Source organism: Micrococcus sp. KRD070 (assembly GCF_017168435.1).
Taxonomy (GTDB): Bacteria; Actinomycetota; Actinomycetes; order Actinomycetales; family Micrococcaceae; genus Micrococcus; species Micrococcus luteus.
The window spans coordinates 258,663-283,112 of record NZ_JABFNH010000022.1; the positions used below are offsets into that span (position 1 = coordinate 258,663).

General features: G+C 73.8%; 23 protein-coding genes. 7 read left to right on the plus strand and 16 right to left on the minus strand.

Annotation, left to right across the window (positions count from 1 at the left end):
* The 4 genes from J1M38_RS08870 to J1M38_RS08885 all read right to left on the minus strand — a co-directional run bounded on the left by J1M38_RS08870 (window position 1) and on the right by J1M38_RS08885 (window position 3,316).
* Entirely contained in the window at window positions 1-207 is a 207-nt protein-coding gene (locus J1M38_RS08870) for a hypothetical protein (protein WP_010079078.1), read from the minus strand.
* A gap of 87 nt (window positions 208-294) precedes the next feature.
* The gene (locus tag J1M38_RS08875; RefSeq protein WP_010079079.1) at window positions 295-1,236 is read right to left on the minus strand and encodes a type II secretion system F family protein; all 942 of its coding nucleotides are present in this window, start codon (window positions 1,234-1,236) and stop codon (window positions 295-297) included.
* Complete coding sequence (locus tag J1M38_RS08880) at window positions 1,233-2,090, minus strand: type II secretion system F family protein (RefSeq protein WP_078025995.1); 858 nt, start codon at window positions 2,088-2,090, stop codon at window positions 1,233-1,235. The genes J1M38_RS08875 and J1M38_RS08880 overlap by 4 nt, the downstream gene beginning before the upstream one ends.
* Complete coding sequence (locus J1M38_RS08885) at window positions 2,090-3,316, minus strand: CpaF family protein (protein WP_010079081.1); 1,227 nt, start codon at window positions 3,314-3,316, stop codon at window positions 2,090-2,092. The genes J1M38_RS08880 and J1M38_RS08885 overlap by 1 nt, the downstream gene beginning before the upstream one ends.
* A gap of 237 nt (window positions 3,317-3,553) precedes the next feature.
* Between J1M38_RS08885 and J1M38_RS08890 the strand changes: the two genes are divergently transcribed.
* Window positions 3,554-6,142, plus strand: a complete 2,589-nt coding sequence (locus J1M38_RS08890; RefSeq protein WP_206501226.1) for an FtsK/SpoIIIE domain-containing protein — start codon at window positions 3,554-3,556, stop codon at window positions 6,140-6,142.
* Window positions 6,143-6,673: 531 nt separating this feature from the next.
* Entirely contained in the window at window positions 6,674-7,252 is a 579-nt protein-coding gene (locus J1M38_RS08895; protein WP_036339098.1) for a dienelactone hydrolase family protein, read from the plus strand.
* Window positions 7,253-7,271: 19 nt separating this feature from the next.
* Here the strand turns inward: J1M38_RS08895 and J1M38_RS08900 are convergent, their stop codons facing one another.
* Together J1M38_RS08900 and J1M38_RS08905 are read right to left on the minus strand one after the other, a co-directional pair.
* Window positions 7,272-8,675, minus strand: coding sequence for an MFS transporter (locus tag J1M38_RS08900; protein WP_036339096.1), 1,404 nt, complete (start codon window positions 8,673-8,675; stop codon window positions 7,272-7,274).
* 71 nt (window positions 8,676-8,746) lie between these two features.
* Complete coding sequence (locus J1M38_RS08905; RefSeq protein WP_044658580.1) at window positions 8,747-9,328, minus strand: LURP-one-related/scramblase family protein; 582 nt, start codon at window positions 9,326-9,328, stop codon at window positions 8,747-8,749.
* 141 nt (window positions 9,329-9,469) lie between these two features.
* On the opposite strand from J1M38_RS08905, the gene J1M38_RS08910 reads away from it, so the two are divergent.
* From J1M38_RS08910 to J1M38_RS08920, 3 genes are read left to right on the plus strand one after another with little or no spacing between them, the layout of a single operon-like run.
* Window positions 9,470-10,660 carry an LLM class flavin-dependent oxidoreductase gene (locus tag J1M38_RS08910; RefSeq protein WP_044658581.1) on the plus strand — a complete coding sequence of 397 codons (1,191 nt, stop codon included), beginning with the start codon at window positions 9,470-9,472 and terminating at the stop codon, window positions 10,658-10,660.
* Window positions 10,657-11,346 (plus strand): FMN reductase, encoded by a 690-nt coding sequence (locus tag J1M38_RS08915; protein ID WP_044658582.1) that lies wholly within the window; start codon window positions 10,657-10,659, stop codon window positions 11,344-11,346. The genes J1M38_RS08910 and J1M38_RS08915 overlap by 4 nt, the downstream gene beginning before the upstream one ends.
* On the plus strand, window positions 11,318-11,863 hold the full coding sequence (locus J1M38_RS08920) for a MarR family winged helix-turn-helix transcriptional regulator (protein ID WP_225348399.1): 546 nt from the start codon (window positions 11,318-11,320) through the stop codon (window positions 11,861-11,863). The genes J1M38_RS08915 and J1M38_RS08920 overlap by 29 nt, the downstream gene beginning before the upstream one ends.
* Before the next feature lie 99 nt (window positions 11,864-11,962).
* Here J1M38_RS08920 and J1M38_RS08925 read toward each other — a convergent pair whose 3' ends face one another.
* From J1M38_RS08925 to J1M38_RS08960, 8 genes are all read right to left on the minus strand, one after another.
* The gene (locus tag J1M38_RS08925; RefSeq protein ID WP_225348398.1) at window positions 11,963-13,207 is read right to left on the minus strand and encodes a trypsin-like serine protease; all 1,245 of its coding nucleotides are present in this window, start codon (window positions 13,205-13,207) and stop codon (window positions 11,963-11,965) included.
* Between the two features lie 122 nt (window positions 13,208-13,329).
* Complete coding sequence (locus J1M38_RS08930) at window positions 13,330-14,331, minus strand: SseB family protein (RefSeq protein ID WP_144826387.1); 1,002 nt, start codon at window positions 14,329-14,331, stop codon at window positions 13,330-13,332.
* The gene (gene priA / locus J1M38_RS08935) at window positions 14,328-15,113 is read right to left on the minus strand and encodes a bifunctional 1-(5-phosphoribosyl)-5-((5-phosphoribosylamino)methylideneamino)imidazole-4-carboxamide isomerase/phosphoribosylanthranilate isomerase PriA (protein ID WP_010079092.1); all 786 of its coding nucleotides are present in this window, start codon (window positions 15,111-15,113) and stop codon (window positions 14,328-14,330) included. The genes J1M38_RS08930 and priA overlap by 4 nt, the downstream gene beginning before the upstream one ends.
* A 31-nt stretch (window positions 15,114-15,144) precedes the next feature.
* Entirely contained in the window at window positions 15,145-15,303 is a 159-nt protein-coding gene (locus tag J1M38_RS08940; RefSeq protein WP_004167696.1) for a hypothetical protein, read from the minus strand.
* Window positions 15,303-15,962, minus strand: coding sequence for an imidazole glycerol phosphate synthase subunit HisH (hisH, locus tag J1M38_RS08945; RefSeq protein WP_101965584.1), 660 nt, complete (start codon window positions 15,960-15,962; stop codon window positions 15,303-15,305). The genes J1M38_RS08940 and hisH overlap by 1 nt, the downstream gene beginning before the upstream one ends.
* Entirely contained in the window at window positions 15,962-16,543 is a 582-nt protein-coding gene (gene hisB, locus J1M38_RS08950; RefSeq protein WP_152743305.1) for an imidazoleglycerol-phosphate dehydratase HisB, read from the minus strand. The genes hisH and hisB overlap by 1 nt, the downstream gene beginning before the upstream one ends.
* A 182-nt stretch (window positions 16,544-16,725) precedes the next feature.
* Entirely contained in the window at window positions 16,726-17,847 is a 1,122-nt protein-coding gene (locus J1M38_RS08955) for a histidinol-phosphate transaminase (protein ID WP_159228030.1), read from the minus strand.
* 43 nt (window positions 17,848-17,890) lie between these two features.
* Complete coding sequence (locus tag J1M38_RS08960; RefSeq protein ID WP_020628151.1) at window positions 17,891-18,265, minus strand: LysM peptidoglycan-binding domain-containing protein; 375 nt, start codon at window positions 18,263-18,265, stop codon at window positions 17,891-17,893.
* 294 nt (window positions 18,266-18,559) lie between these two features.
* On the opposite strand from J1M38_RS08960, the gene lexA reads away from it, so the two are divergent.
* Entirely contained in the window at window positions 18,560-19,276 is a 717-nt protein-coding gene (gene lexA / locus J1M38_RS08965) for a transcriptional repressor LexA (protein ID WP_041104273.1), read from the plus strand.
* Between the two features lie 43 nt (window positions 19,277-19,319).
* Here the strand turns inward: lexA and J1M38_RS08970 are convergent, their stop codons facing one another.
* Together J1M38_RS08970 and hflX are read right to left on the minus strand one after the other, a co-directional pair.
* Complete coding sequence (locus J1M38_RS08970; RefSeq protein WP_342356225.1) at window positions 19,320-21,419, minus strand: ATP-dependent DNA helicase; 2,100 nt, start codon at window positions 21,417-21,419, stop codon at window positions 19,320-19,322.
* Complete coding sequence (hflX, locus tag J1M38_RS08975) at window positions 21,416-23,056, minus strand: GTPase HflX (protein ID WP_206481992.1); 1,641 nt, start codon at window positions 23,054-23,056, stop codon at window positions 21,416-21,418. The genes J1M38_RS08970 and hflX overlap by 4 nt, the downstream gene beginning before the upstream one ends.
* A 321-nt stretch (window positions 23,057-23,377) precedes the next feature.
* Between hflX and J1M38_RS08980 the strand changes: the two genes are divergently transcribed.
* Window positions 23,378-24,352: an NAD(P)-binding domain-containing protein gene (locus tag J1M38_RS08980; RefSeq protein WP_342356226.1), complete on the plus strand. Its 975-nt coding sequence runs from the start codon at window positions 23,378-23,380 to the stop codon at window positions 24,350-24,352.
* Window positions 24,353-24,450 lie beyond the last annotated feature (98 nt).

Below are 24,450 nucleotides of genomic sequence, written 5' to 3' on the forward strand. Positions count from 1 at the left end.
TCAGCCGCCCTGGGACACCTGGGAGATGGCCTGGTTGAACAGTCCCTGGAGCGCCGGCAGGGCGAGGGCCAGCAGGCCGGCCACGAGCACGGCGGACATGAGGGTGATCATCACCCAGCCGGGGACGTCGCCGCGCTCGTCGCGGACGTCGTCGTGGATGAGGGCGCGCAGGGCGGCCAGGACGGTGATGGCGTGGTGGTGGAGCATGGTCCCCTCCTCGGGTGGCCGGCCGCCCGTGCGGCCGGAGTGGATGGTGATCGTGGGTGGATGGATGGACTATTCAGTTGTGGGTCTTCAGAACCCCAGGCGCATCAGGGAGATGCCGGGGAAGACGGCGAAGATCACCGTGAGCGGGAGGATGCCGAACACGAGGGGGACCATCATCTGGATCTCCTTCCGGCCGGCGGCCTCCATGAGCTCGCGGCGACCCATCTCACGCACGTCCTGGGCCTGCGCGCGCAGGACGTCGGCGAGGGGCGTGCCGCGGTCGAGCGCGATGAGCACGCCCCCGATGAACCGTTCGACGGGGGCCAGCTGCACGCGCCGTCCCATGGCCTTGAGCGCCGCGGACAGCGACGCCCCGGCACGCATGTCGGCGAGCGTGGTGCGGAACTCGCCGGCCAGCTCCCCGCGCGCCGTCCCCGCGATGCGTTCGAGCGCTCCGGCGGCGCTCTCCCCCGCGCCCACCGAGAGCGCGAACAGCTCGGCCACGGACGGGAACTCGGAGAGGATGGCCTCGCGCCGCCGTCGCACCCGCAGGGAGAGCAGCTGCTCCCGGAGCAGGAACCCGGCCATGCCGCCGGCGATCACGAGGGCGACCCCCGTGATCACCGGCACGCGGCCCGTGACGGTGAGGCTGAGCGCGAGGACGGCCGCCACGGCGGCCCCCGCGGCCGCGCTCAGGACCTGCTGGGCACGGAAGTCCGTCGACGTGACCGCGAGCCCCGCGGCGGCCAGTTTGCGGTCGAGCGCCGCCCCGCCCGGGGAGATGCGCTGGACCCAGCCGACTCCGGCCTGCACCACGGGATCGAGGATGCGTCCCCACGTTCCCCAGGGCGAGGCGCCCGCACGTTCCTCCTCGAGGAGGCGGGAGGCCGGGATGTGGTGGCGCAGCTGCGGTTCGACCCGTTGCTCGAGGCTGGGGCGCCAGCCCACCGGCTGGGTGACCAGGATGAGGAGCAGTCCCGCCCCGAGGGTGAGGCCCAGGAGCGCAGCCCAGATCAGCGCGGACGTCATGCGAACACCCGCTTCTCCCGGGGCAGCGCGCCGATGCGGAGCATGACGCGGTAGCAGACGACGGAGGCCACCATGCCGGCGAGGAGCACGGCCCCGCCGGCGGCGGACCGATAGGCCGCGACCGCGGCGGGCTGGGTCCCCAGCAGCAGGAGCACGAGCCACGGGGCGCACACCGCCAACCGGGCCGCGTTCACGGTCCACGACTGCCGGGCCTCGAGCTCGGCGCGGATGCGGGCGTCCTGCCGGAGGAACTCGGAGAGGGTCTGCAGCAGACGGCCGATGTCGGCGCCGCCGACCTCGCGGGTCAGGCGCAGCGAGACCACCAGGCGGTCCGCGACGGGGTCGGCCATCCGGGCCTTGAGCCGGTCCAGTGCGTCCACGAAGCGGGCTCCGGCCCGGTAGTCCCGGGCGAACTGCTGGAACGGCTCGCGCAGCCCCTCCGGCCCGGTCTCCCCGAGCTGGATGAGCGCCTCCGGGAGAGTCAGGCCCGCGCGGATGGCCGACCGGGCGTGGTCGATCGCGTCCGGCCACAGCTCGCGCAGTGCCGTGGACCGCCGGCGGGCCTGCCAGGACAGCAGCAGCCAGGGCACGGCCGCGCCGAAGACGGCGAAGCACGCGGCGATGGTCCACGTACTGGTCAGCGACAGGACGAGCAGCCCGACCACGAGACCGCCGACGGCCATGGCGGACACGACGCCGGCCGGGCTGAGACGCTGGATGCCGGACTGGGCGATCAGCACACGCAGGCGCGAGTCGGGGCGGGCGGCCCCGGGTCTCTCCGTGGGAGGGGACCAGAGGGACCACCACAGCAGGAACAGGCCGCAGCCGAGCGCGAGCCCCAGCAGCGCGGCCATCAGCGCAGCCCCACCAGCTCGTGGACGTCCACGCCGCGACGGGCGAGCGCCTCGAACTCCAGGTTCGCACCCTCGTTGAGGCGCAGGTCGCCCTCGGCGTCACGCTGGAAGAGCGCCGACGTCTCGATGACCCCGCCCTCCACCCGTGAGCCGACGGTGAGGATCTCCCGCACCCGCCGGCGGCCCTGACGGTCGCGCTCGCAGTGCACGACGACGTCGATGCACGTGGCGACCGTCGGGACGACGAAGTCCCGGGAGATGTTCTCCCCGGCCAGCAGCGGCAGCGTGCAGAGCTTCGTGAGCGCGTCCGCGGCCGAGTTCGCGTGGATCGTGCACATGCCGGCCAGGCCGGAGTTCAGAGCGACGAGCATGTCCAGCGCCTCGGCCTCGCGCACCTCGCCGACGATCAGGCGGTCCGGGCGCATCCGCAGCGCCTCCTTGACGAGGCGACGCAGCGGGATCTCGCCGTGGCCCTCCAGGTTCGGCTGGCGGCACTGCAGCCCGACGACGTCGCGCACCGGGATCTGCAGCTCGAAGATCTCCTCCACGGTGATCACCCGCTCCCGCGGGCCGATGGCCGAAGCCAGGCAGTTGAGCAGGGTGGTCTTGCCCGCCTGGGTGGCCCCGCTGACGAGGATGTTCATGCCCGCGTCCACGGCCGCGTCCAGGAAGCGGGCCGCCGTCGGAGTGAGGGAACCGCCCCGGACGAGGTCGTCCAGCCGGCGCGCCCGGGCGATGAACTTCCGGATGTTCACGGCCCAGTGCCGCCGCGTGATGTCGGGGATGGCCACGTGCAGGCGCGAACCGTCTGGCAGGGCCGCGTCGACGAACGGCATCGACAGGTCCAGCCGCCGGCCCGAGGACTTCAACATGACTTCGACGAGGTCCTGCACCTCCTCCTCGGTCAGGACGATGCCCGTCAGCTCGGAGCGGCCGGACCGCGCGCAGTAGACGGCGTCCGGCGCGTTCAGCCAGATCTCCTCCACGGAGGGATCGTCCATGAGCCGCTGGAGCGGCCCGAGGCCCGCGATGCGGTCGAACAGGTCCTGCCGCGCCGCCACGGGATCCTCCAGGTCCGGCAGCGAGCTGACCATCGCGCGGGACTCGTAGTCCGCGGCCGCGTCCTGGATGAGCGTCAGGACCCGGGCGTGCTCACGCTGCGGGTCGATGCCCTGCCGCCGGACGATCTCCCGGATCTCGTCCTCGAGAATGCGCACCGCATCCATGTGTCCCTCCTGTGCCCGATTCGGCGCCATCCCCAGCGCCGCACATGTCTCGATCAGGAAGATACCCCGTTCCGTCGATGCGTGTGGTCCAGGACACCATGACTGTGGACAACGTGGCGGCGGTCCCGTTCGACGGGGAGTTGTCCACAGGCCGCCCGAGCCGCCATCAGGCCGTGGCAGGGTCGTCCCCAGGCGGCCGGACGGGCCGGTCGCCGGTCTCAGGAGGGAGGGGCGGGGATGGCCTGGAGCGTGCGGATCCTGGGCGGGGCCGCTCCCGAGACATGGCGGGTGGAGCACTTCCCCGCCGACGCGGACGAGCAGGACCGGGCGGTGCGGGAACGTTTTCCCGCCCGGTCGCTGCACCGGTGCGCTGCCGGGCCGCGCAGCGTGACGTACGCGGAACGGGTCGGGAGTGCACCGGCCCGGGGGCCGGAGCTCGCGGTGGTCACCGAGCACGGACCCGACGCCGGCCGCCTCGTCCCTCTGGGGGAGGGCGGGTTGAGCACGGGACGCGGTGGGGCGCGGCTGCTGCTGGACGACCCCTCTGCCCCGTCGCGGCCGATGCGTCTGCGGCTCGCGCCCACCGGGCTGCACGTCCACGACGGTCCTCGGGACACCGGACGCCTGTGGGACGGCCGCAGCCCGCTCCCTGTGGGCCGGACCGCCCTGGGCCTGGTCCGCGGGCCCGGGGCCGCCCTGCCGCGGCCGGTCACGCCGGAGCCGCCCGCCGTCGACCTCGGATCCCCACCGGCCCGGCAGTCCGTCGTGATCCCGCTGGTGGCGGCCCTGGGCCCGCTGGTGCTCGGGGTCGCCCTGGTCCTGATGATGGGCAACCCGGTGTTCCTGCTGTTCGGTGTGCTGTCCGTGACGGTGGCGCTGGTCATGCTGGCGATGCAGCGCCGTACCCGGCTGCGGCATGCGCGGCTGCTCGCCGCCCGCGCGGACGCGCTCGTGCGCCGGCGGGCTCAGGCGGCACTGAGCCCCGGTGCGGTGGCCCGCGCCGTCCGCTCCGGCGCGACGGACCGCTTCGGGCTGACGTCGGGGGCCGACGAGGCCGTGGCGGTCTCGTGGGGTTCCGGCGTCGGGGCGCTGTCCCTGTCGCGGGACGACCCGGACGAGGCATGGGTGGAGGCCGTCACGTCGCGGCGCACCGTGATGACGACGTCACCGCCGGAGTCGCGCGTCGTCGTGCTCGGGCCGCCGCGCGATGTGGCCGGGGCCTGCCGGTGGGCGGTGTTCCAGCTCCTGCGGCACGCGGTGGCCGCCGACGGCGCGTTCGTGGTGGAGGCCGGTGGAGTCCGCCGCACCTGGTGGTCGGGCGGGTCCGGCCCGCGGCTGCTGGTGTCGGCTCCTGAGGACGCGGCACTGGATCCGGCGTGGCGAGCGTGGCGGGCCGCCATCGGCGGCGACGCGGGGACGACGCCCACGGCCCGGGCGGATCTGCCCTGGACGCGGTACGACTTCACCGGGCCGTCGCCTGCGCCGGGGGACGCCGTCGTCGACCTGCGCGGGCGCACCGTCGTGGTCCCGGCCGAACAACAGCGCTTCGAGGACGTGACCGCCGACGGCCTCGCCGACGGCACCCTGGTCGCCTGGCTGACCGAGCTGGCCGACGACGTCGTGGACCTCGGCCTGCTGCCCGCCGACGACGGCGACGGCACGCTCACACCACCGGGGCAGGTGGGCGCCCGCGATGCCGTCGACGGGCTCACCGTGACCCTCGCCCGTAGCGGCGACGAGACGGGCGTCGTCGAGATGGACCTGGCCGCCGACGGGCCGCACCTGCTCATCGCGGGCACCACGGGATCCGGGAAGTCGGATCTCCTGCTGTCCCTCCTGCTGGGGGCCGCGGCGCACCACCCGCCGGCCGAGGTCGCGTTCCTGCTGCTGGACTTCAAGGGCGGTGCGTCGTTCGGTCCGCTGGGCGCGCTCCCCCACACGATGAGCCTGGAGACCAACCACGTGGGAACGGCCTCGTTGCGGGCGCTGAGCGCCATCCGGGCGGAGCTGCATCGCCGCGAGGCCCTCTTCGCGGAGGCCGGGGTCAGCGACTATCCCGGCTTCCGCCGCCGCCATCCGGACGCGGCGCTGCCTCGGCTCGTCGTGGCGATCGACGAACTGCGCGTGCTCGTGGACGACCACCCGGACGCAGCCGCCGTCCTGCAGCGTCTGGCCGCCACGGGCCGTTCCCTCGGCTTCCACCTCATCCTGGCCACGCAGCGGGCCACGGGTGCGGTGGGCTCGGACCTGCGCTCGAACCTGGGCAGCACGATCGCCCTGCGCACCGCGACGGAGCAGGAGTCGTGGGACCTCGTGGGCACGGCCGCCGTCGTCGAAGTGGCGCTGCGCAGCGGCCGGCCGGTGGCCGTGCTGGACGGCACCGGGGAGGCCGCGGCGGCCGCGCGGTCCGGGACGCCGGTGCTGACCCCGGACGCCGAGGGGGCCGGGGAGGCCGCCCTGGCCCGCCTGCGCGAGCTCGCGGCCGCCGGCGGCACGGCGGTGATCACGGGCTGGAACGCGTGGTCCGGCCTGCGCGTCGGGGACACCTACCGCACGGTCGAGGAGGACGTGCACGACTGGCTCGGCCGTCCGACCGCCGCCGGCCTGCGGTTGGCGGTGTTCGGCGGCCGAGAGCTGGCGACGGGCCGGCTGCTGCTGCACCTGCCCCACCGCTTCTTCGTGCCGGCCGGGACGAACGCCGAGCACCGGCTCATCTGGCCCCGGCTGACCGAGGTCGAGCCCCTGCCGGGGCGGGCCGTGCACATCAGTCCCGCCGTCCCCGAACCCGGCATGCCCTGCCAGCTCGCGTCTCCCGCCCCGGCGTGACCGCACTGACGGCGATTCCCGTGTGACCGCAGCGGAACGGTGGACTCAGCTCCGACGTCCACCCGGCGAGACGTTCTCCCGTCCTCCGTCGAACGTGGATGCCGTGGTCGAGGTCGCCAGGAGCAGTCGGACAGGGCGCCCCTTCGTCGCCGTACGTCCGAAGCGGCCGCGGCATCGTCCGGCGAAGACGTCCCGAAGGTCGCAGGACGGATGAGGCCAGGAGGCCGCTGCCCGCTCCTGCCTCGAGCAGCCCCGTGACCGATCGCACGAGTGCCTCGGCACTCATGCAGAAGATTCCTCGCCGCTCGCTCGCGCAGTCTCCGACCGCGCGACGTGAAGACTGAGACGGTGCTGTCCTGGGGCCGCCGAGACGAGAACCCAGGGCACCAGTCGGGGAAGCACTGCGCTTGCCCTCCACGCAATGAGCGCCAACTCACCCGTGGCGACAGACGCGAGCCACCTCTCTTCTTCGCCCCCGATCACCCACCCGCACTCTGGGGCAGCCGCTCACCGCGGTCTACGCTCTGACCCATGGCGCAGATCGTCCTCTTCCACCACGCCCTCGGTCTCACAGACGGCGTGCGCGCGCTCGCCGAACAGATCGCCAGCGGCGGTCACACCGTCCACACCCCTGACCTCTACGACGGCCGCACGTTCGCCACCGTGGACGAGGGTGTCGCCCACGCCCAGCACCTCGGCTTCGAGGAGATCGGCCGACGCGGCATGCGGGCGTGTGCCGAGCACCAGGAGGCCTCCGTCGTCGCGGGCATCAGCATGGGCGTGATGCCCGCCTGGCGTGCCGCCCAGGTGGTCCCCGGCTTCCGCGCGTGCATCGCCATGGCCGGCGTCCTGGCCCTCGACGCCTACGCCCCGCTCTGGCAGCCCCACACCGCCCTGCAGATCCACCTCGGCACCCGCGACCCCTGGGCCCTCGAGGGCGACCTCGAGACCGCCCGCTCCTACGCGGCCACCGCCGAGCACCCGGACCGCCCCGCCGACCTCTTCGAGTACGACACGGACCGGCACCTGTTCATGGACTCCTCCACCGCGGACTTCGACGCGGACCTCACCGCCGTGCTGGTCCGCCGCATCCACGAGCTCCTGGCCTGACGCGCGGAGCGGGTCCGGCTCAGGCGGGACGCCGCCCGCGCATCACCGTCGCCAGGGCGGCCAGCAGCACGAGCACGAAGCCCGCGGCCGCCGCGAACACGTAGCCCGCGGACGGGGCGACGCCGTCGATGAACACGCCGGCCAGCGGGGCGCCCATGGCGGCGCCGGCGGTCATGGCCGAGCCGTAGAAGCCCATCGCCTCGCCGCGCCGCTCCTCCACCACGAGGTGCGAGAGCCGGGACGAGGCCGAGGCCAGGGTCGGCGCCGTCAGCAGACCCGAGGGGATCGAGGCCAGCGCGAGCGCCCACACCCCGTCCACGAGCGCGAGCGGCACCGTCGCCACGGCGAACAGCGCCATCAGCAGGTACGGGTGCACCTGGCGGCCCCAGGCCCCATAGAAGAGCCCGCCCACGGCGGAGGCGCCGCACCAGAACGCGTACACCAGACCCACCGACGCCGCGGCGCCCTGCGACTCCAGCTCGGCCACCATCGAGACCTCGGTGCCGACCATGACGATCCCGGCCGCCATCGACACCACGAGCACACCGAGCACCTCCGGCCCGACCCAGGAGAAGTGGGTCCGCCGCCACTGCCGCAGCCGCTCGGCCCGGGCCCGGCGCGGCGCCGTCGTCGGCCCGGAGCCGTCCGCGGCGATGACGGGCAGCGACCCGGTGACCAGGGGGATGGCCTCCGTGATGGCCGGCAGCGCACCGGTCGCCAGGCTGGGGGCGGCCATCTCCACGTGCATGGGCGCGGCGGTCACCGCCTGGGCGATCGCCTCCTGACGGTCCTGCTCCTCGGTGTAGGGATCCTCGGTCGCCGGTCCGACGACGGCCAGCTGACTCGACCGTGTCGGCGGGTTGAACCACATCAGCAGGATGCCACCCAGCGCGCTGGAGAGGCCGACGATGGTCAGGCCGAGGGCACTCGACCACGTGGCCGCGACGACGGCGCCCAGCGCCGGGCCCATCATGAAGATCGTCTCCGTGACGATGGAGTCCAGGGCAAACGCCGTCTGCCGGTCCTTGCCGTGGGTGAGCACGCCGAGTCCCTGCCGGACGACGGAGAAGATCGGCAGTGAGAACACGCCGCCCAGGAACACGGCCAGGAGCATCGGCCAGAACGGCAGCCACGGGACGATCGGCCAGATCACGGCCTCCGCGATCACGGAGGGCAGCAGTGCACGGCGCAGCCCCTTCGCGTCCACCACGCGGCCCCGCCACGGCGAGCCCACCGCGATGCCCAGCGTCATCGCCGCCCCGGCCAGGCCGGCCTGGCCGTAGCCCAGGCCCAGCGTGAGCGCCACGTGGAGGGTGAGGATCACCCCGGCCGCGGTGTGCGGGAAGCGGGCGATGAACCCCACCGCCAGCAGATGGCGGATCCGAGGGTCCTGCAACAGCCGTCCGTACGCTCCGAAGTCCACCGTCGAATCCTATGGGAGGCGTCAAGGCACGCCCCGGAGGCGCCGCCGAGACGGCCGCGCGCTCGGCGGACTCAGCCGTTGCTGCGCCGGTCCTTGGCCCGGATCAGGTCGAGGGCGATGGCCGTGCCGAGCACGGCGCAGCGCACCACGGGCGGCATGCCGGGGTCCAGGCGCATCTCGTACCGCGAGCGCCCGGCCAGGGCGTTCATGACACCTCCGAATTGCGCGGTCACGCGGGCGATCGGCCGCTGCCCCACGGTCATGGTGTAGTCGTGGTCCCACAGGTCGCCGGTCACCGCGAAGCACGTGCCGTCCACGACCTCGACGCTCACGGACGTCCGCAGGAACGCGATCTGGCGGACGAGGTTGGCGAAGGGCAGCCCGTCGGCGTCCAGGATCGCGAAGCGGTCGCGGCCGAACGTGGCCGGGTCGGCGAGGCGGAAGAGCACGCGGCCGTCGTCACCGTCGACCACGTCGAAGCTGCGGTTCCCCATCAGCATTCGGCCCAGGCCCCCGCCCGTAGTGACCACCGAGACGACGGTGCGCCCGTCCGGGTCCGTCACCTGGATGTCGTTGGACAGGAAGCTCGTCACCTGCTGCAGGATGAGGACGTCCGTGTGGGCGAGGCGACCGGCGTCGAAGGCGGGGCTCATGGGACCAGTCTGCCGTGTCGGGCCCTGCGGAATATTCAGGACGGGGCGGCTCGTTGTGCGGTATAGTTCATTTTTGAAGAACACGGCGACGGCGCGGCCGGCACCGTGAGACCCGCCCCCGGGCACACTGAGGAGCACACCATGCAGTTCGGCGTCTTCACGATCGGCGACATCACCGCCGATCCGACGAACGGGACCGCCCCCACCGAGCATCAGCGGATCAAGGACACCGTCAAGATCGCCCGCCACGCCGAGCAGGCGGGCTTCGAGGTGTTCGCGACCGGCCAGCACCACAACCCGCCCTTCGTGGCCCCGGGCAACCCGCCCACGCTGCTGGCCTACCTGGCCGCGCAGACCGAGACCCTCCAGCTCTCCACGGCGACGACCCTGATCACCACCATGGACCCGGTGCGTCTGGCCGAGGACTACGCGTACCTGCAGCACCTCGCCGACGGTCGCGTGGACCTGACGATGGGCCGCGGCAACACCGGCCCCGTGTACCCGTGGTTCGGCAAGGACATCCGCCAGGGCATCCAACTCGCCGTGGAGAACTACAACCTCCTCTACCGCCTGTGGCATGAGGAGACCGTGGACTGGAGCGGCAACCACCGCACCCCGCTGCAGGACTTCACCCTCACCCCGCAGCCCCTGGACGGCGTCGCCCCCTTCGTGTGGCACGGCTCCATCCGCTCCCCCGAGATCGCCGAGCAGGCCGCCTACTACGGCGACGGCTACTTCCACAACAACATCTTCTGGAACAAGGAGCACGTCATCCAGATGGTGCGCCTGTACCGCCAGCGCTACGAGGACTACGGCCACGGCAAGGCCCATCAGGCGTACGTGGCCCTGGGCGGCCAGGCCTACATGGCGAAGAACTCGCAGGACGCCGTGGCGGAGTTCCGCCCCTACTTCGACAACGCGCCGGTCTACGGCCACGGCCCGTCCCTCGAGGACTTCTCGAGGATGACGCCCCTGACGGTCGGCTCGCCGCAGCAGGTCATCGAGCGCACGCTCACGTTCCGCGACTGGGTGGGCGACTACCAGCGTCAGATGTTCCTCATCGACCACGCCGGCCTGCCCACGGACACCGTCCTGCGGCAGATCGACCTCTTCGGCGAGGAGGTCCTGCCCGTGCTGCGCAAGGAGTTCGACGCTCTGAAGCCGGACGACGTCCCGGCGGCCCCGACCCACGAGTTCCTCGTGGCACGCGCCCGCCGCGGCGAGGCTCCCGTGCCCGGCGGCAAGGAGGGATCGCAGGCCCAGCTCGACCGCGCGGCGGCCGCCGAGCAGCGCGCCACCGCCGATGCCGCGAAGGGCGGTGCCGCGCAGTGACCACCCCCGGCGCCCCCGATGCCTCCGCCCCGTTCACGCCGCAGGCCCGGCACCTCGCCGTGGTCTCCGGCGGGTCCGGGGACCCGTCCCAGACCCGCATGCTCGCCGAACGCATGGCGGAGTCCGCCTCGGCGGCGCTCTCCGAGCACGGCGTGGTCCCGCAGATCCACCTGATCACGCTGCGGGAGCTCGCCGTGGACATCGCGCAGGCCCTGGTGACCTTCGCCATCTCCCCGGCCCTGCGCGCCGCCCTGGACGAGGTCGCCCAGGCCGACGCCGTCATCGCGGTCTCGCCCACGTACAAGGCCTCCTACTCGGGCCTGTTCAAGTCCTTCTGGGACCTCGCGGAGCCGACGTCCGTCGTCGGCGTGCCCGTGCTCCTCGGCGCCACCGGCGGCACCGCCCGCCACTCGCTCATGATCGACACCGCCATGCGGCCGCTGTTCGCCTACCTCAAGGCCCGCATCGTGCCGACCGCCGTCTTCGCGGCCTCGGACGACTGGGGCGAGGCGGCCGGCGTGCAGGCCTCGATGCGGACCGACCCGCTGCAGTCCCGCATCCGGGCCGCCGGACGCGACCTGGCCGAGATCACCCTGAGCCGCCCCCCGCGGGCACGCGCCGCCGCGCCCGCGGACCTCGACCTGGAGGTGACCCCCTTTGAGCAGCTCCTCAACCCCGGCCCCTGAGCCCGCCCCGCAGGACGCGGCGCCGGCGGAGCCCGACGGCGGCTGGTTCGGCTCCGCATCGGAGGCGCACCGCCCGGTGGACCCGCCCAAGCGCGCCTGGCGCGCCTACTTCGAAGCCACCCAGATGCTCACGGAGGTGCTGGAGCGCCGCCTGAAACAGGACTGCGGCATGTCGCTGGCCGACTACAACCTGCTGCTGCTCCTCTACGAGTCCCCCGAGGGCCGGCTCCGGCTGGGAGAGCTGGCGTCCCGGATGGTCTTCTCCCCGTCGCGCATCACCTACCAGGTGAAGACGCTCGTGGCCCGCGGCCTGATCGACCGCCGCCCGGTGGCCTGTGACCGGCGGGGCTTCGAGGCCGTCCTCACCGACGAGGGCCGGTCCGCCTTCCGACGCGCCGCGATCGAGCACGCCCAGCAGGTGGACGAGCTCTTCCTCGGCGACCTCGCGCCGGGCGAGGCGGAGTCCCTCACCCGGATCTTCTCCCGCCTGGGGCGGCGGCTCGAGGGGCTGTGCTGACCGCGTCCCCACCTGGCCGGGGCCGCCCCGGGACGTGACGAGGCCCGGTGATCCGTGCGGGATCACCGGGCCTCGTCGTGCCGTTGGGGGCGGAATCGATCAGCCGACCAGCTGACCGCCCAGGGTCACGGTGGCGTCCGTGGCGGCGCCGGCCGCGTCGACCACGGTCACCACCACGGAGCCGCCCGCGGGCACCTCGGCCGGCACGGGCAGCCAGGCGCGGTACTCGCCGGTGAGGTCCAGGCCGTCCTGGCCCAGGACGGTGCCGTCCGCGTCATAGGCCGTGACGGTGACGGAGGCGAAGCCGCCCTGTTCGGTCTGCGCGACCACCTGGGTGCCGTAGGCGACACCCTCGGCGGGCGCGGCCACGACGTCGGTCACGCCCGGCGCGGCGGCCTCGGCGGCCGGGGTCTCAGCAGCGGGGGCCGCCTCGGCGGCCTCCTCCTCCGCGGCAGCCTCGTCGCGGGCCTTGAGCTCGGCCGCGATGGCCTCCTCCTCGGCCGGCGTGAACTCCGTCAGCTCGGACTCGTCCACGGCGGGCTCGCCGCCGGTGGGCAGGTCCTCGTCGGCCACGGGGCCCGCGACGTCGGCGATCGCCGGGGCGGTCTCGGCGGCCGGAGCGGTCTCCGCGGCCGCGGCGGTCTCCGCGGCCGCGGCGGTCTCGGCGGCGGGCGCCGCGGAGGCGTCCAGCGCGTCGAGGGACTCGACCGGGACCATGATCGAGGACATCGCCTGGGCGTCGCAGCCCACCACGTTGCCCTCGGCGTCGAAGGTCACCGGGGCGATGCCCGAGATGACCCCGACCACCCGCTGCTGGGCGTCATAGACGGCCCCGCCCGAGTCGCCGGCGTAGGTCGAGGCGGTGTCGAGGGCAACCTGATCCGCGTACGCGTCGTCGCAGACCGTGGCGGCCTCGAAGGTCTGCGTGTGGGACACGGTGTTCGGCGCGCCCAGCGGCACGGACGAGCCGTGGGTGTAGACGGTCTCGCCCACACCGATGGACGAGGCCGGCCGCGTGGACCAGTCGCCCACGACGTCGACGTCGTCGGCCAGGGCCACGCGGACCGCGTCCACGCCCGAATCGCCGGGCAGTGCCGAGACGGTGCCGATCGCGGTGCCGTCGACGTCGCGGACGGTCGAGCCGATCTGCCATTGGCCCGCACCACAGTGGGCCGCGGTGTAGGCGGTGGCGTCGTCGACGATGGTCAGACTGCACGCCCCGGCCGGCGCGGTGATCGCCGAGCCCTGGGTGAGCGTGGTCTGCGCGAGGGCGGGGCCGGCACCGGCCACCACCACCGCGCCCAGCGCCGCGGTGGCGACGCCGGTCAAGGTTCTGGTTCTCATGGGTACTCCTCGGAGGATGGGAGGCATGGGGCCGGCGCGCGGCGCACGGCCTCCAGGATGGGGTGGGGCCACCACGGGCCCTCCCCTCCCCCTCAACGGTACCGGACAGGCCGGGCGACCGATCAGGGTCGGCGGACCGTGATCTCCACGGAGTCGGCCCGCTCGGCCAGCAGCGGCAGGTCTGCCAGGAGGGTCTTGAGCGTGGCCGTCATCAGGCGCACCCCGGCCGCGTCGGCGTCCCGGGTGGGCATCGCGACGATCTGCAGCTCGGGCCCGGCCCCGCCTCCGTTCATCACCGCGCCGGAACCCGTGTGTGTGGCCACCCCCGACCCGGGTGCGAGGCCCAGGTTGAGCAGGTTCGGGACCAGGTCGGCGATCTCGGCGATCTCGTCCGCGATCTCCTGGTCCCGATAGGCGGGGGTCCACTCCCTCTGCTGGGCGAGCGACCACACGGCCGGGCGTCGCACCACGTACGTGTGCTCGGCGCCGGCGTCGATGACGACGAGCTCACAGCCCTCGTCCACGGCGGACAGGCAGGCACGCGGCAGCCACACGGCCACGGGTCGGGCGACCGGGTTCCACGCCGTCAGCGCGGGCACGTTCGTGAACACCGGCAGCGCCTGCCGGCCGTCCGGCGCGCGCATGGTCACGAGGGCCACGTCCGCGGCCTTGTTCCCGTGCGCCGCGACGTCATGCTCGTGACCGGTGTGGTCGGCGTGGTCGTGGACGTCGTCCTCGTCCACGGCGAGGGTGGGCACGACGGCGGCGAACACGCGGATGCGCGCGAGCACCTCCGTCACCTCCCGCTCACCGGCGGAGCCGTCCGTCAGGGCCGCCATGACGGCGGTCCACTCGGCCGGGCTGGTGCCGTCGTCCTCGTCGAACACGTGCAACGGGTTCGCGGAGCCGTCCACGCCGGGGCCGGAGAGGTCGCGGCCCTGCCACGGGACGCCCGCGGTGTCCGCGGTGTTCTCGCCCGCGGTCTTCTCCCGCATGCGGTCGAGTGCGGCCCGGATGTGCCCCGGCAGCTCCCGGGCCGCCGGATGCGGCACCGCGACCGTCTCGTCGATCGGACCGAGCCCGTCGTCGCGGGCCAGGCCGCCGTCGTCGTGCGAGCCCGTCACGGGGCGACCGGGCCGGGCTGCTCGGAGCGCGCCTGCTCCACCGTGGCGCCGCCGGCGACGGCCAGCGCCTGCTCCAGGCTGAAGCGGCCGGCGTACAGCGCCTTGCCCATGATCGCGCCCTCGACGCCCTGGCCGGTCATGGCCGCGAGCGCGGCGACGTCCTCGAGGGAGGAGATGCCGCCCGAGGCGACGACCGGCTTCGCGGTCTTCGCGCAGACCTGGGCCAGCAGCTCCGTGTTCGGCCCCTTGAGCGTGCCGTCCTTCGTGACGTCGGTGACCACGTAGCGGGCGCAGCCGGCGTCCTCGAGGCGGGCGAGCACCTCCCAGAGGTCGCCGCCCTCCTTCGTCCAGCCGCGGGCGGCGAGCGTGGTGCCGCGCACGTCGAGGCCCACGGCGACCCGGTCGCCGAAGCGCTCGATGACGCGCGCGGTCCACTCCGGGTCCTCGAGGGCGGCGGTGCCCAGGTTCACCCGCGCCGCGCCCATCTCGAGGGCGTTCTCGAGCGAGGCGTCGTCGCGGATGCCGCCGGACAGCTCGATCTTCACGCCGATCTCCTCCACCACACGGCGCATGACCTCGCGGTTGTCACCGCGGCCGAAGGCGGCGTCCAGGTCCACGAGGTGGATCCACTCCGCGCCGGCGCGCTGCCAGTCCAGGGCGGCGGTCACCGGGTCGCCGTACGAGGTGGCGCTGCCGGCCTCGCCCTGGACGAGGCGGACGGCCTGGCCGTCCTGGACGTCGACGGCGGGCAGCAGCTCGAGTGCGGGGGCGTTCGGGGTCATGGGGTTCCTCTCGGGTGGGCGGCCGGCGCGATCAGGCGCCGACGGTCAGGAAGGAGGCGGCGATGGCCATGCCGGCCAGCACGAGGACGATCACGATGGCCCACAGCGGCGCCTTCTGCGTGCGCATGGACCAGGCGGCGCCGAGCAGCAGCCCGCCGAGGGCGAGGTACAGGACGGACCAGTAGGGCATCAGAGGGTCTCCAGCCAGTTGCGCAGCAGCTGCAGACCGGCATCCCCGGACTTCTCGGGGTGGAACTGCGTGGCGGACAGGGGGCCGTTCTCCACGGCGGCGATGAAGTCCGCGCCGTGGTGCGCCCAGGTGACCTGGGGCGGACGCATGGCGGAGATCGTCTGGTCGAACTCCCAGTCGAGCACGCCGTAGGAGTGGACGAAGTAGAACCGCTCGTCCTCGATGCCCGCGAAGAGGGCGCTGCCCTCGGGCGGCCGGACGGTGTTCCAGCCCATGTGCGGCAGGACCTCGGCGGGCAGCTCGGCGACCACACCCGGCCACTCCCCCATGCCGGCGGTGCGCTCGCCGTGCTCGACGCCGGCGTCGAAGAGGATCTGGTGGCCCACGCAGATGCCGAGGACGGGTCGGCCCCCGGCCACGCGGCGGCCGATCCAGCGGGTGCCGCCGACCTCGGTCAGTGCCCGCATCACGGACGCGTACGCCCCGACGCCGGGCACGAGCAGCCCGTCGGCCTCCTGCACGGCCTGCGGATCGCGCGTGAGCTCGACCTCCGCGCCGGCCCGCTCCACGGCACGCAGCGCCGAGTGCACGTTGCCCGAGCCGTAGTCCAGGACGGCGACGCGCGGCCGCACACCGGGGACGGTGGTGGGGCGGGCCATCAGAGGGCGCCCTTGGTGGAGGGCACGCCGGTCATGCGGGGGTCGTCCTCGACGGCGGCGCGCAGGGCGCGGGCGAAGGCCTTGAACTGCGCCTCGACGATGTGGTGCGGATCCCGGCCCCGCACGACGTCCATGTGGAGGCAGATCGCCGCGTGGTACGTGATCGACTCGAACACATGGCGGGTCATGGAACCGGTGAAGTGCCCGCCGATGAGGTGGTACTGCTGCCCCTCGGGCTCGCCCTCGTGCACGAGGTACGGCCGGCCGGAGACGTCGACGACGGCGCGCGCCAGCGCCTCGTCCAGCGGCACGGACGCCTCGCCGAAGCGGCGGATGCCGGACTTGTCCCCGAGCGCGGTCTTGAGCACCTCGCCCAGGGTGATGGCGACGTCCTCGACCGTGTGGTGCACGTCGATGTGCGTGTCCCCGGTGGCACGGACCGTCAGGTCGATCTGGGAGTGCCGGGACAGCGCGGTGAGCATGTGGTCGTAGAACGGCACGGTGGTGGAGATCTCAGCGCGGCCGGTGCCGTCCAGATCCATCTCGACGTACACGTCCGACTCGCTCGTGGTGCGCGTCATGCGCGCACGGCGTCCGGAGATCAGCTCGGCTGCCACGGGTCCTCCTCGGGCTGGGTCCGCACCGGTCCGGGACGGGTGCGGGGGGGATGCGGGTGCGCGCGGCCGGTGCCGGCGGGCCGGGGCGCCGCGCGCGCTGTCCCCATCCTAGGGAGCCGGGCGGACGCCCAGACTCCGGTGACGCCTCAGGACCGGTGCCCGGTCTCGCCGAGGACCTCCTCGAGAGCGGTGAGGAACGCCGTCGTCTCCGGCTCGGTGCCGGCGGTGACGCGCAGGTGGTGCGGGATGCCGACGTCCCGCACGAGGACGCCGCGGTCGAGCAGGCGGCGCCACACGTCGGAGGCGTCCTCGAGGTGACCGAAGAAGACGAAGTTCGAGTCGGACACCGAGGGCCTCAGTCCCAGGCCGCGCAGGGTGGAGACGATGCGGTCGCGCTGGGCCTTGATGTCCTCCACGGTGCGCAGCAGCGCGTCCACGTGGTCGAGGGCGGCCTCCGCCGTGGCCTGCGTGACCGCGGAGAGGTGGTACGGCAGGCGCACCAGGCGCAGGGCGTCGGTGACGGCGGGGTCCGCGGCCAGGTAGCCCAGGCGCGCGCCGGCCAGGGCGAACGCCTTGGACATGGTGCGCGTGACGATCAGCCGCTCGCGGCCGGGCAGGAGGGTGAGGGCGGAGCGGGTGCCGGCGAGGGCGAACTCCGCGTAGGCCTCGTCCACGACGACCATCGCGCCGGGCCCGCCGGCGGCCTCGTTCTGCGCCTGCGCGGCGTACACGGCCTCGATGGTCGCCAGGTCCAGGGCCGTGCCCGTCGGGTTGTTGGGGGAGGCCAGGAAGACGACGTGCGGACGGTGCTCCCGCACCATGGCCGCCGCGTGCTCGGCGCTGAGGGTGTGGTCCGCGGCGCGGCCGCCGTCCACGAACACGGTGTCCGTGCCGCCGGCCAGCAGCGGGTACATGGAGTACGAGGGCAGGAAGCTCAGCAGTGTCCGCCCGGGGCCGCCGAAGGCCTGGAGGATCTGCTGCAGGATCTCGTTGGAGCCGTTGCCGGCCCACACGTGGTCCGCCGTGAGGCCGTGGCCGAGGTAGCCGGCGAGCGCGCGTCGCAGGCCCGTGAACTCGCGGTCCGGGTAGCGGTTCAGCCCCCCGGCGACGGCCGCGACCCGCTCGGCGATGGCGGTGGCGACCTCCTCCGGCACCGGGTGCGTGTTCTCGTTGGTGTTGAGCATGTACGGCACGTCCAGCTGGGGGGCGCCGTAGGGGCTCAGGCCGCGGAGGTTCTCGCGCAGGGGCAGAGAGCTGAGGTCGGTCATGGCCGCCAGTCTAGGAACCCTGGAGGGCGAGGCCCGCCGTGCGTCACCGCGTGGCCGGGACGAACAGCTCCTCGCCCGGGGCGGGGGCCCGGCCCTCGAGCCCGTTGAGCTCGTCGATCGTGGCGATCACCTCGTAGACGTCCGCCTCCGGCGCCACCGTGGTGGCGATGGTCCACAGGCTGTCCCCGGGCATGACCGTGACGGACTGGGTGGCGGGTCCCGCGGTGTCCGCGGACACCGCGGCGGGCGACAGCAGCACACCCAGGAAGAAGGCGGCCGCCAGCGTGGCGGCCACGGCCGCGGCGATCACGGGGATCCCTCGCAGGACGAGGCGGCCGCGGCGGGTCAGACGGATGGTGGCCGGACGCGGCCGCGCCGTCGCGGGCGAACCGGCGAACTGGGCGGTGGTGAGCGTCATGGTGTCCTCCTCCGGGGCGGATGCCCTCCAGGCTATCGAACATCTGTTCGAATCCGTTCGAATCCCTTTCTAGCACAGGTGTTCGAGACACGCCACGAACAAATCGAACATATCTTTGAAGGAGAGGCGGCTCTCCTCTAGGCTCGAGGCGATGCACGGACGCCCCGGAACGCCCCCGGGGATCGCCAGGACACAGGCAACCAGCGGGGGCGGACACGGTAAGCGTCCGGACGGCAGCCGGACGCCGGAACACGAGGCCGGCCACCATCACCCCCGGGAGAACGGACGGCAGCCATGAGCACCACCGACGATCAGCCGGCGGCGCGCGCGCCGCTCACCGACCGCCAGCGGCGGATCGTGCAGACCATCCGGGACGCGATCGCCGACCACGGCTACCCGCCCTCCATGCGCGAGATCGGCGATGCCGCGGGCCTGGCCTCGCTCTCCTCCGTCACGCACCAGCTGGGCCGTCTCGAGCGGCACGGCTACATCCGGCGCGACCCCGGACGCCCGCGTGCCCTCGAGGTGCTGCTCGACGTGGACGGCACCCCGCTGGGCGACGCCGCCTCCCCCGCCGCTGCGCCGTCGTCGCGGGTCACCGCGATCCCCGCGTGGCACACCGGCGCAGACGAGGCGGACAGCGTGCCGGTCCCCTGGGTCGGCCGCATCGCGGCGGGCGGCCCGGTCCTGGCTGAGCAGCAGGTCGAGGACGTCATGGCGATCCCGCGACGCCTTACGGGCGAGGGCGAGCTGTTCATGCTGCGCGTCACGGGCGACTCGATGGTGGACGCCGCGATCTGCGACGGCGACTGGGTGGTGGTGCGCCGGCAGGAGACGGCGGAGAACGGCGACATCGTCGCGGCCCTGCTCGACGACGAGGCCACCGTGAAGACCTTCCGCCGCCGCGACGGGCACACCTGGCTCCTCCCCCAGAACACGGCCTACGAGCCCATCCTCGGCGATCACGCCACCGTGATGGGGCGCGTCGTCACGGTCCTGCGCTCACTCTGACCCGCTCCCTCCGACCGGGCCGACGGCCCGAGGCCGAGCGAGGTCAATCGCCCGAGGCGAGCCGTGCCAGCACCCCGCGGACGACGTCGCGGTCCGTGGTGCGCCAGAAGTCCGGCAGGGCGCTCGTGATGTAGCCGCCGTACCGCTCGGTGGCCAGGCGGGGGTCCAGCACGGCCACCACGCCGCGGTCCGTCACGGAGCGCACGAGGCGCCCGGCGCCCTGGGCCATGCGCACGGCCGCATGCGTGGCGGAGATCCGCATGAACCCGTTGCCGCCGTGCCGGGCGACGTCCCGGGTGCGGGCCTGGGAGAGCGGGTCGTCCGGCCGCGGGAACGGGATGCGGTCGATCACCACGAGCCGCAGCGAGTTCCCCGGCACGTCCACGCCCTGCCACAGGCTCATGGTCCCGAACAGGGACGTGTCCGGCTCCTCGGAGAACTGGCGCACGAGGGCGGAGAGGGTCGCGTCCCCCTGGCACAGGATCGTGGTCTTCGGCCCGAGCCGACGGCGCATCTCGGCGGCGGCGTCCTCGGCCGCCCGGCGCGAGGAGAACAGGCCGAGGGCCCCGCCCCGCGACGCCCTCAGGAGCGCCTCGAGCTCATCCAGGGACTCGGGCGAGGCCGTCCGGCCGGGCCGGGGCAGGTGCCGGGCCACGTAGAGCACCCCCTGACGCGGGTAGTCGAAGGGGCTGCCGACGTCGAGGGCCTCGAACTTCGGGGCGTCCGGGCCGGCCAGGCCCACGTCGCCGGCCACCGAGTCGAACCGGCGCTCCCCCGAGCCCACGGTGAGCGTGGCGGAGGTGAGCACCGTCGTCGCCTTGCCGAACAGGCCCTCCCGCAGCTTGCCGGCCACCGAGAGCGGGGCCACGTAGAGCTGGGGCGGGTCGGTCTCGTCCCCCGGCTGCCAGCCCACGCCGGGCTCGAAGTGGCCGGGGCGGGTGGCCCACAGCACCTCGGGGAAGTCGGCCTCGGGCCGGGCCGCGAGCATGCGCTCCACCACCTCGAGGACCTCGAGGATCCGCGAGCGCGCCATCTGCCGTCCGCCGTCGGCATCGGCCTCCTTGTCCTTGTCCTGGCCGAGGTCGGACAGGCACTGACGCGCGGCGGTGAGGACGCCGGTGAGGGCCTGCTCCTGCACCTCGTCCGGGCCCGCGGCGATCAGGCCGGACGGGGTGTCCGTGAACGCGCGGTCCAGGGCCGCCCCGGCCTCGATCAGGTCCTCCACGGCCACCGTGGTGTGGCGGCGCAGCGAGGTGGCCGCGCCGTGCACGATCGACCCGGACAGCTGCCCCGTGACCGCGCCGGTCACCCGGTCCTGCAGCTCGTGGGCCTCGTCCACGACGACGGCCGAGTACGCCGGCAGCACCGCGAGCCCCTCGAAGGCGCTGATGGCGAGCATCGCGTGGTTGGTGACCACGACGTCCGCGTCCGCCGCGTCCGCGCGGGCCCGCTCGGAGAAGCACTCCTCGGCCTGGGGGCAGCGGGACGCGCCGAGGCAGTCGACCGCGGAGACGGAGACCTGCCGCCACGCACGGTCGGTGACGGGGACCTCGAGGTCGTCGCGGTCCCCGGTCTCGGTCTGGTCCGCCCACGCCCGCAGGTACATGACCTCCTTGCCCAACAGGGAGGAGGGCCCGGCGGCGCCGTCCGCGGGGGAGCCGATCATCCCGCCGTCGTCGGCGACCGTGAAGAGGGCCTCCTCGCCCTCGTCCCCGGGGTAACCGCCGTCCACCTTGTGGCGGCACAGGTAGTTCGAGCGGCCCTTGACCAGGGCGACGACGGGCTCGCGGGGCAGCTCGTCCTTGAGCGCCTCGACCAGCCGGGGGGCGTCCCGCTTCATGATCTGGGCCTGCAGCGCGAGCGTGGCCGTGGCGACGACGACGGGGTCCTCCTGCGTCATCGCGTGCTGGAGCGCGGGGATGAGGTAGGCGAGGGACTTGCCGGTGCCGGTGCCGGCCTGCACGAGCAGGTGGCGGCGCGACTCGAGGGCGCGCGCCACCTGCAGCACCATCTCCCGCTGGCCCGCGCGGTGCTGGCCGCCGGTGGCCTGCACCGCGGCGTCCAGCAGGCGCAGCGCCTCGCGCTCGTGCTCCGTGCGGGGCTGCGCGCCGCCCGCCCCGGCTTCCTTCGCCCCGTCGCTCACGACGCGTCCGCCTCCACGACGAACTCGGCGAAGTCCGGCGCGATGTCCTCACGGACCAGCACGGACAGGCGGGTGCCGCCCTCCTCGTAACCCTCGGCCAGGATCTCCGCGTCCGCCGAGTGGAGGCGGGAGACCAGCTCACCCCGGGTGAACGGGATCAGCAGTTCGAGCCGCACGTCCGGCCGCGGGATGGTGGCCGCGATGGCGCGCTCGAGCTCGTCGATGCCCTCGCCGGTGCGCGCGGAGACCACCACGGCGTGGGGCTCCTTGGACCGGATCCGGGCGACGATGGCCGGGTCCGCGGCGTCCGCCTTGTTCAGCACGATGATCTCGGGGATCCGGTGCGCGTCCACCTCCGCGAACACGGAGCGCACCGCGGCGATCTGGCCCTCGGGATCCGGGTGCGAGCCGTCCACGACGTGCAGGATGACGTCCGCGTCCGCGACCTCCTCGAGGGTGGAGCGGAACGCCTCGACCAGCTGCGTGGGCAGGTTGCGCACGAAGCCGACCGTGTCCGAGAGGGTGTAGCCGATGCCGTCCGGCGTCATGGCCTTGCGCACGGTGGGGTCCAGCGTGGCGAACAGGGCGTTCTCCACGAGCACCCCGGCGTGGGTGAGGCGGTTGAGCAGGGACGACTTCCCGGCGTTGGTGTACCCGGCGATCGCCACGGACGGCACCCGGTTGCGACGACGGTTGGCGCGCTTGGCCTCGCGGGCCGGCTTCATCCCGGCGATGTCCCGACGCAGCTTCGCCATGCGGGTGCGGATGCGGCGGCGGTCCAGCTCGATCTTGGTCTCACCGGGTCCACGGGAGCCGATGCCCTCGCCGGCGGCGGCACGGCCGCCGGCCTGCCGGGACATGGACTCGCCCCAGCCGCGCAGGCGCGGCAGCAGGTACTCGAGCTGCGCGAGCTCGACCTGGGCGCGGCCCTCACGCGAACTCGCGTGCTGGGCGAAGATGTCCAGGATCAGCGCGGTCCGGTCGATCACCTTCACCCGCACCACGTCCTCCAGCGCGCGACGCTGAGACGGGGCGAGCTCGGAGTCCACCACCACGGTGTCCGCACCGGAGAGCGCCACAATCTCGGCGAGGTCCTGCGCCTTGCCCTTGCCGAGGAACGTGGCCGGGTCCGGGGTGGCGCGGCGCTGGATGACGCCGTCGAGCACCTCCGAGCCCGCGGTCTCGGCGAGCGCGGCGAGCTCCCGCAGGGAGTTCTCCGCATCCTCCGCGGAGCCCTCGGTCCAGACGCCCGCCAGCACCACGCGCTCCAGGCGCAGCTGGCGGTACTCGACCTCGGTCATGTCCTCGAGCTCGGTGGACAGACCCTGCACGCGCTTGAGGGAGTGGCGCGCGGCGAGCTCGTCCTGGTCGCCGTCGGCGTCCGTGTGGCCGTCCTCGCCCTCGTCCAGGGCGAGTGCGCGGCCCGCGAGCGCGCCGGAGCGGTCCGGGGCGCCGGCGTCGGGGGCGTCCCGGTGCTCGGCGGCGGCGCCGTCCGCAGAGCCGTGCCCGGTCGCCTCGCGCTCGGAGGCGCGGCGAGCGTCATCGGCGGCCAGGATGCGGTCGATCACGGCCTGGATCTCGTCCTCGGAGCCGTGGGCTCCCTGGGGGCCGGGGGTGTGCTGGTTCTTCTCAGTCATGGTCTCCTCTGGGCCGCCGCGGTCGGATGGCCCGATGGTCTCAGGGTAAAGGGGTGCGCGGACGCGTTAGGCGGCTGTCCGCAGGGGGCGGACGTGGCGGGTGACGCGCACGGCCGTGTGGGCAGGGGTCGGCGCCGCGCTGCGACGATCTCGCGGCGGCTCCGTTCGCGGGAGGAAGGTGAGCACGCGGCACCGCAGCCACGAGGTCTCGTCGGCGGGCGTGCAGGGGCGGACCACATCGTCCATGGTGGGATCTCCATCAGGTGCCGGGGCGCGCTCGACGGCCTCATCCGAGGCTCCCCCGCCCCGCCGCCCGGCCGGGTGGGCCGGGCGACCGTCGTCGTGATCGGCGCGGGCCAGGCGGGCCTGTCCGCCGCCTACCACCTGCGCCGCCGCGGCTTCGTGGGGCTGACTCCGAACGACGACGGCGCCGCCGGCGTCCCCGAGGACGCCCCCGGCACGTTCGTGGTGCTCGACGCGGAGACCGCCACGGGTGGGGCGTGGCGGCACCGCTGGGACTCGCTCACGATGGCCACCGTCAACCACATCCACGAACTGCCCGGCGACCCGGTGCCGCCGGCCGACCCGGCTGCGCGCGCCAACGCCCTGCTGCCGGCCTACTTCGCCGACTACGAGGCACGGTTCGCCCTGCCGATCCGGCGGCCCGTGCGCGTGAGGCGCGTCGAGCGGATCGGCGCGCCGGGACGTGCGCGCGGGCTCCTCGTCCGCACGGACGGGGCGCCGGGCACGTGGCGGGCGGACTTCGTGGTCAACGCGACCGGCACCTGGACGTCCCCGCGGTGGCCCTCGGTGCCCGGGATGCGCTCGTTCCGCGGCCGGCAGCTGCACACCCATGACTACGTGTCCAAGGACGAGTTCGCAGGGCAGCGGGTGGTGATCGTGGGCATGGGCGTCTCGGCGACGCAGCTGCTGGCCGAGATCTCCACGGTCGCGGACACCCTGTGGGTGACCCGCCGCGAGCCGCAGTGGCAGGACTCGGCCGCGCCCGGCGCCCTGGCCGAGTCGGTGCGCGGGGTGGACGAACGGACCCGTGCGGGCCTGCCGCCGGGCTCCGTGGTCGGGGCGACCGGGATGCACCGCTCACCCTGGGTGCGCGAGGCCGAGACACGAGGCGTGCTGGTGCGCCACCCCATGTTCACGGCCGTCGAGCCGGACGGGGTGCGGATGCCCGACGGCTCGTTCGAACCGGCGGACGTGATCCTCTGGGCCACCGGCTTCCGGCCGGCGATCCGGCACCTCGCTCCCCTGTCAAGGGCCATTGAGTTCTGCCCATAGGCGGCCAGTGTTTCTTCCCGCTGGTGGCCATCAGAACTGCCCACTGGTGGCCAGCTGGTTTGCCCGTTTGGGTGGTGGTGCTGGCCACCGTGATGGGA

What these genes read in the sequence shown, in the direction of transcription:
- J1M38_RS08870 (WP_010079078.1), bottom strand. Translation starts at nt 207, where the DNA reads ATGCTCCACCACCACGCCATCACCGTCCTGGCCGCCCTGCGCGCCCTC.
- J1M38_RS08905 (WP_044658580.1), bottom strand. Translation starts at nt 9,328, where the DNA reads ATGAGCCCCGCCTTCGACGCCGGTCGCCTCGCCCACACGGACGTCCTC.
- J1M38_RS08955 (WP_159228030.1), bottom strand. Translation starts at nt 17,847, where the DNA reads ATGACCGACCTCAGCTCTCTGCCCCTGCGCGAGAACCTCCGCGGCCTG.
- hisH (WP_101965584.1), bottom strand. Translation starts at nt 15,962, where the DNA reads ATGGCCCGCCCCACCACCGTCCCCGGTGTGCGGCCGCGCGTCGCCGTC.
- J1M38_RS08895 (WP_036339098.1), top strand. Translation starts at nt 6,674, where the DNA reads ATGGCGCAGATCGTCCTCTTCCACCACGCCCTCGGTCTCACAGACGGC.
- J1M38_RS08960 (WP_020628151.1), bottom strand. Translation starts at nt 18,265, where the DNA reads ATGACGCTCACCACCGCCCAGTTCGCCGGTTCGCCCGCGACGGCGCGG.
- J1M38_RS08880 (WP_078025995.1), bottom strand. Translation starts at nt 2,090, where the DNA reads ATGGCCGCGCTGCTGGGGCTCGCGCTCGGCTGCGGCCTGTTCCTGCTG.
- J1M38_RS08885 (WP_010079081.1), bottom strand. Translation starts at nt 3,316, where the DNA reads ATGGATGCGGTGCGCATTCTCGAGGACGAGATCCGGGAGATCGTCCGG.
- J1M38_RS08925 (WP_225348398.1), bottom strand. Translation starts at nt 13,207, where the DNA reads ATGAGAACCAGAACCTTGACCGGCGTCGCCACCGCGGCGCTGGGCGCG.
- J1M38_RS08940 (WP_004167696.1), bottom strand. Translation starts at nt 15,303, where the DNA reads ATGCCCTACTGGTCCGTCCTGTACCTCGCCCTCGGCGGGCTGCTGCTC.
- J1M38_RS08875 (WP_010079079.1), bottom strand. Translation starts at nt 1,236, where the DNA reads ATGACGTCCGCGCTGATCTGGGCTGCGCTCCTGGGCCTCACCCTCGGG.
- hflX (WP_206481992.1), bottom strand. Translation starts at nt 23,056, where the DNA reads ATGACTGAGAAGAACCAGCACACCCCCGGCCCCCAGGGAGCCCACGGC.
- lexA (WP_041104273.1), top strand. Translation starts at nt 18,560, where the DNA reads ATGAGCACCACCGACGATCAGCCGGCGGCGCGCGCGCCGCTCACCGAC.
- priA (WP_010079092.1), bottom strand. Translation starts at nt 15,113, where the DNA reads ATGACCCCGAACGCCCCCGCACTCGAGCTGCTGCCCGCCGTCGACGTC.
- J1M38_RS08910 (WP_044658581.1), top strand. Translation starts at nt 9,470, where the DNA reads ATGCAGTTCGGCGTCTTCACGATCGGCGACATCACCGCCGATCCGACG.
- hisB (WP_152743305.1), bottom strand. Translation starts at nt 16,543, where the DNA reads ATGACGCGCACCACGAGCGAGTCGGACGTGTACGTCGAGATGGATCTG.
- J1M38_RS08890 (WP_206501226.1), top strand. Translation starts at nt 3,554, where the DNA reads ATGGCCTGGAGCGTGCGGATCCTGGGCGGGGCCGCTCCCGAGACATGG.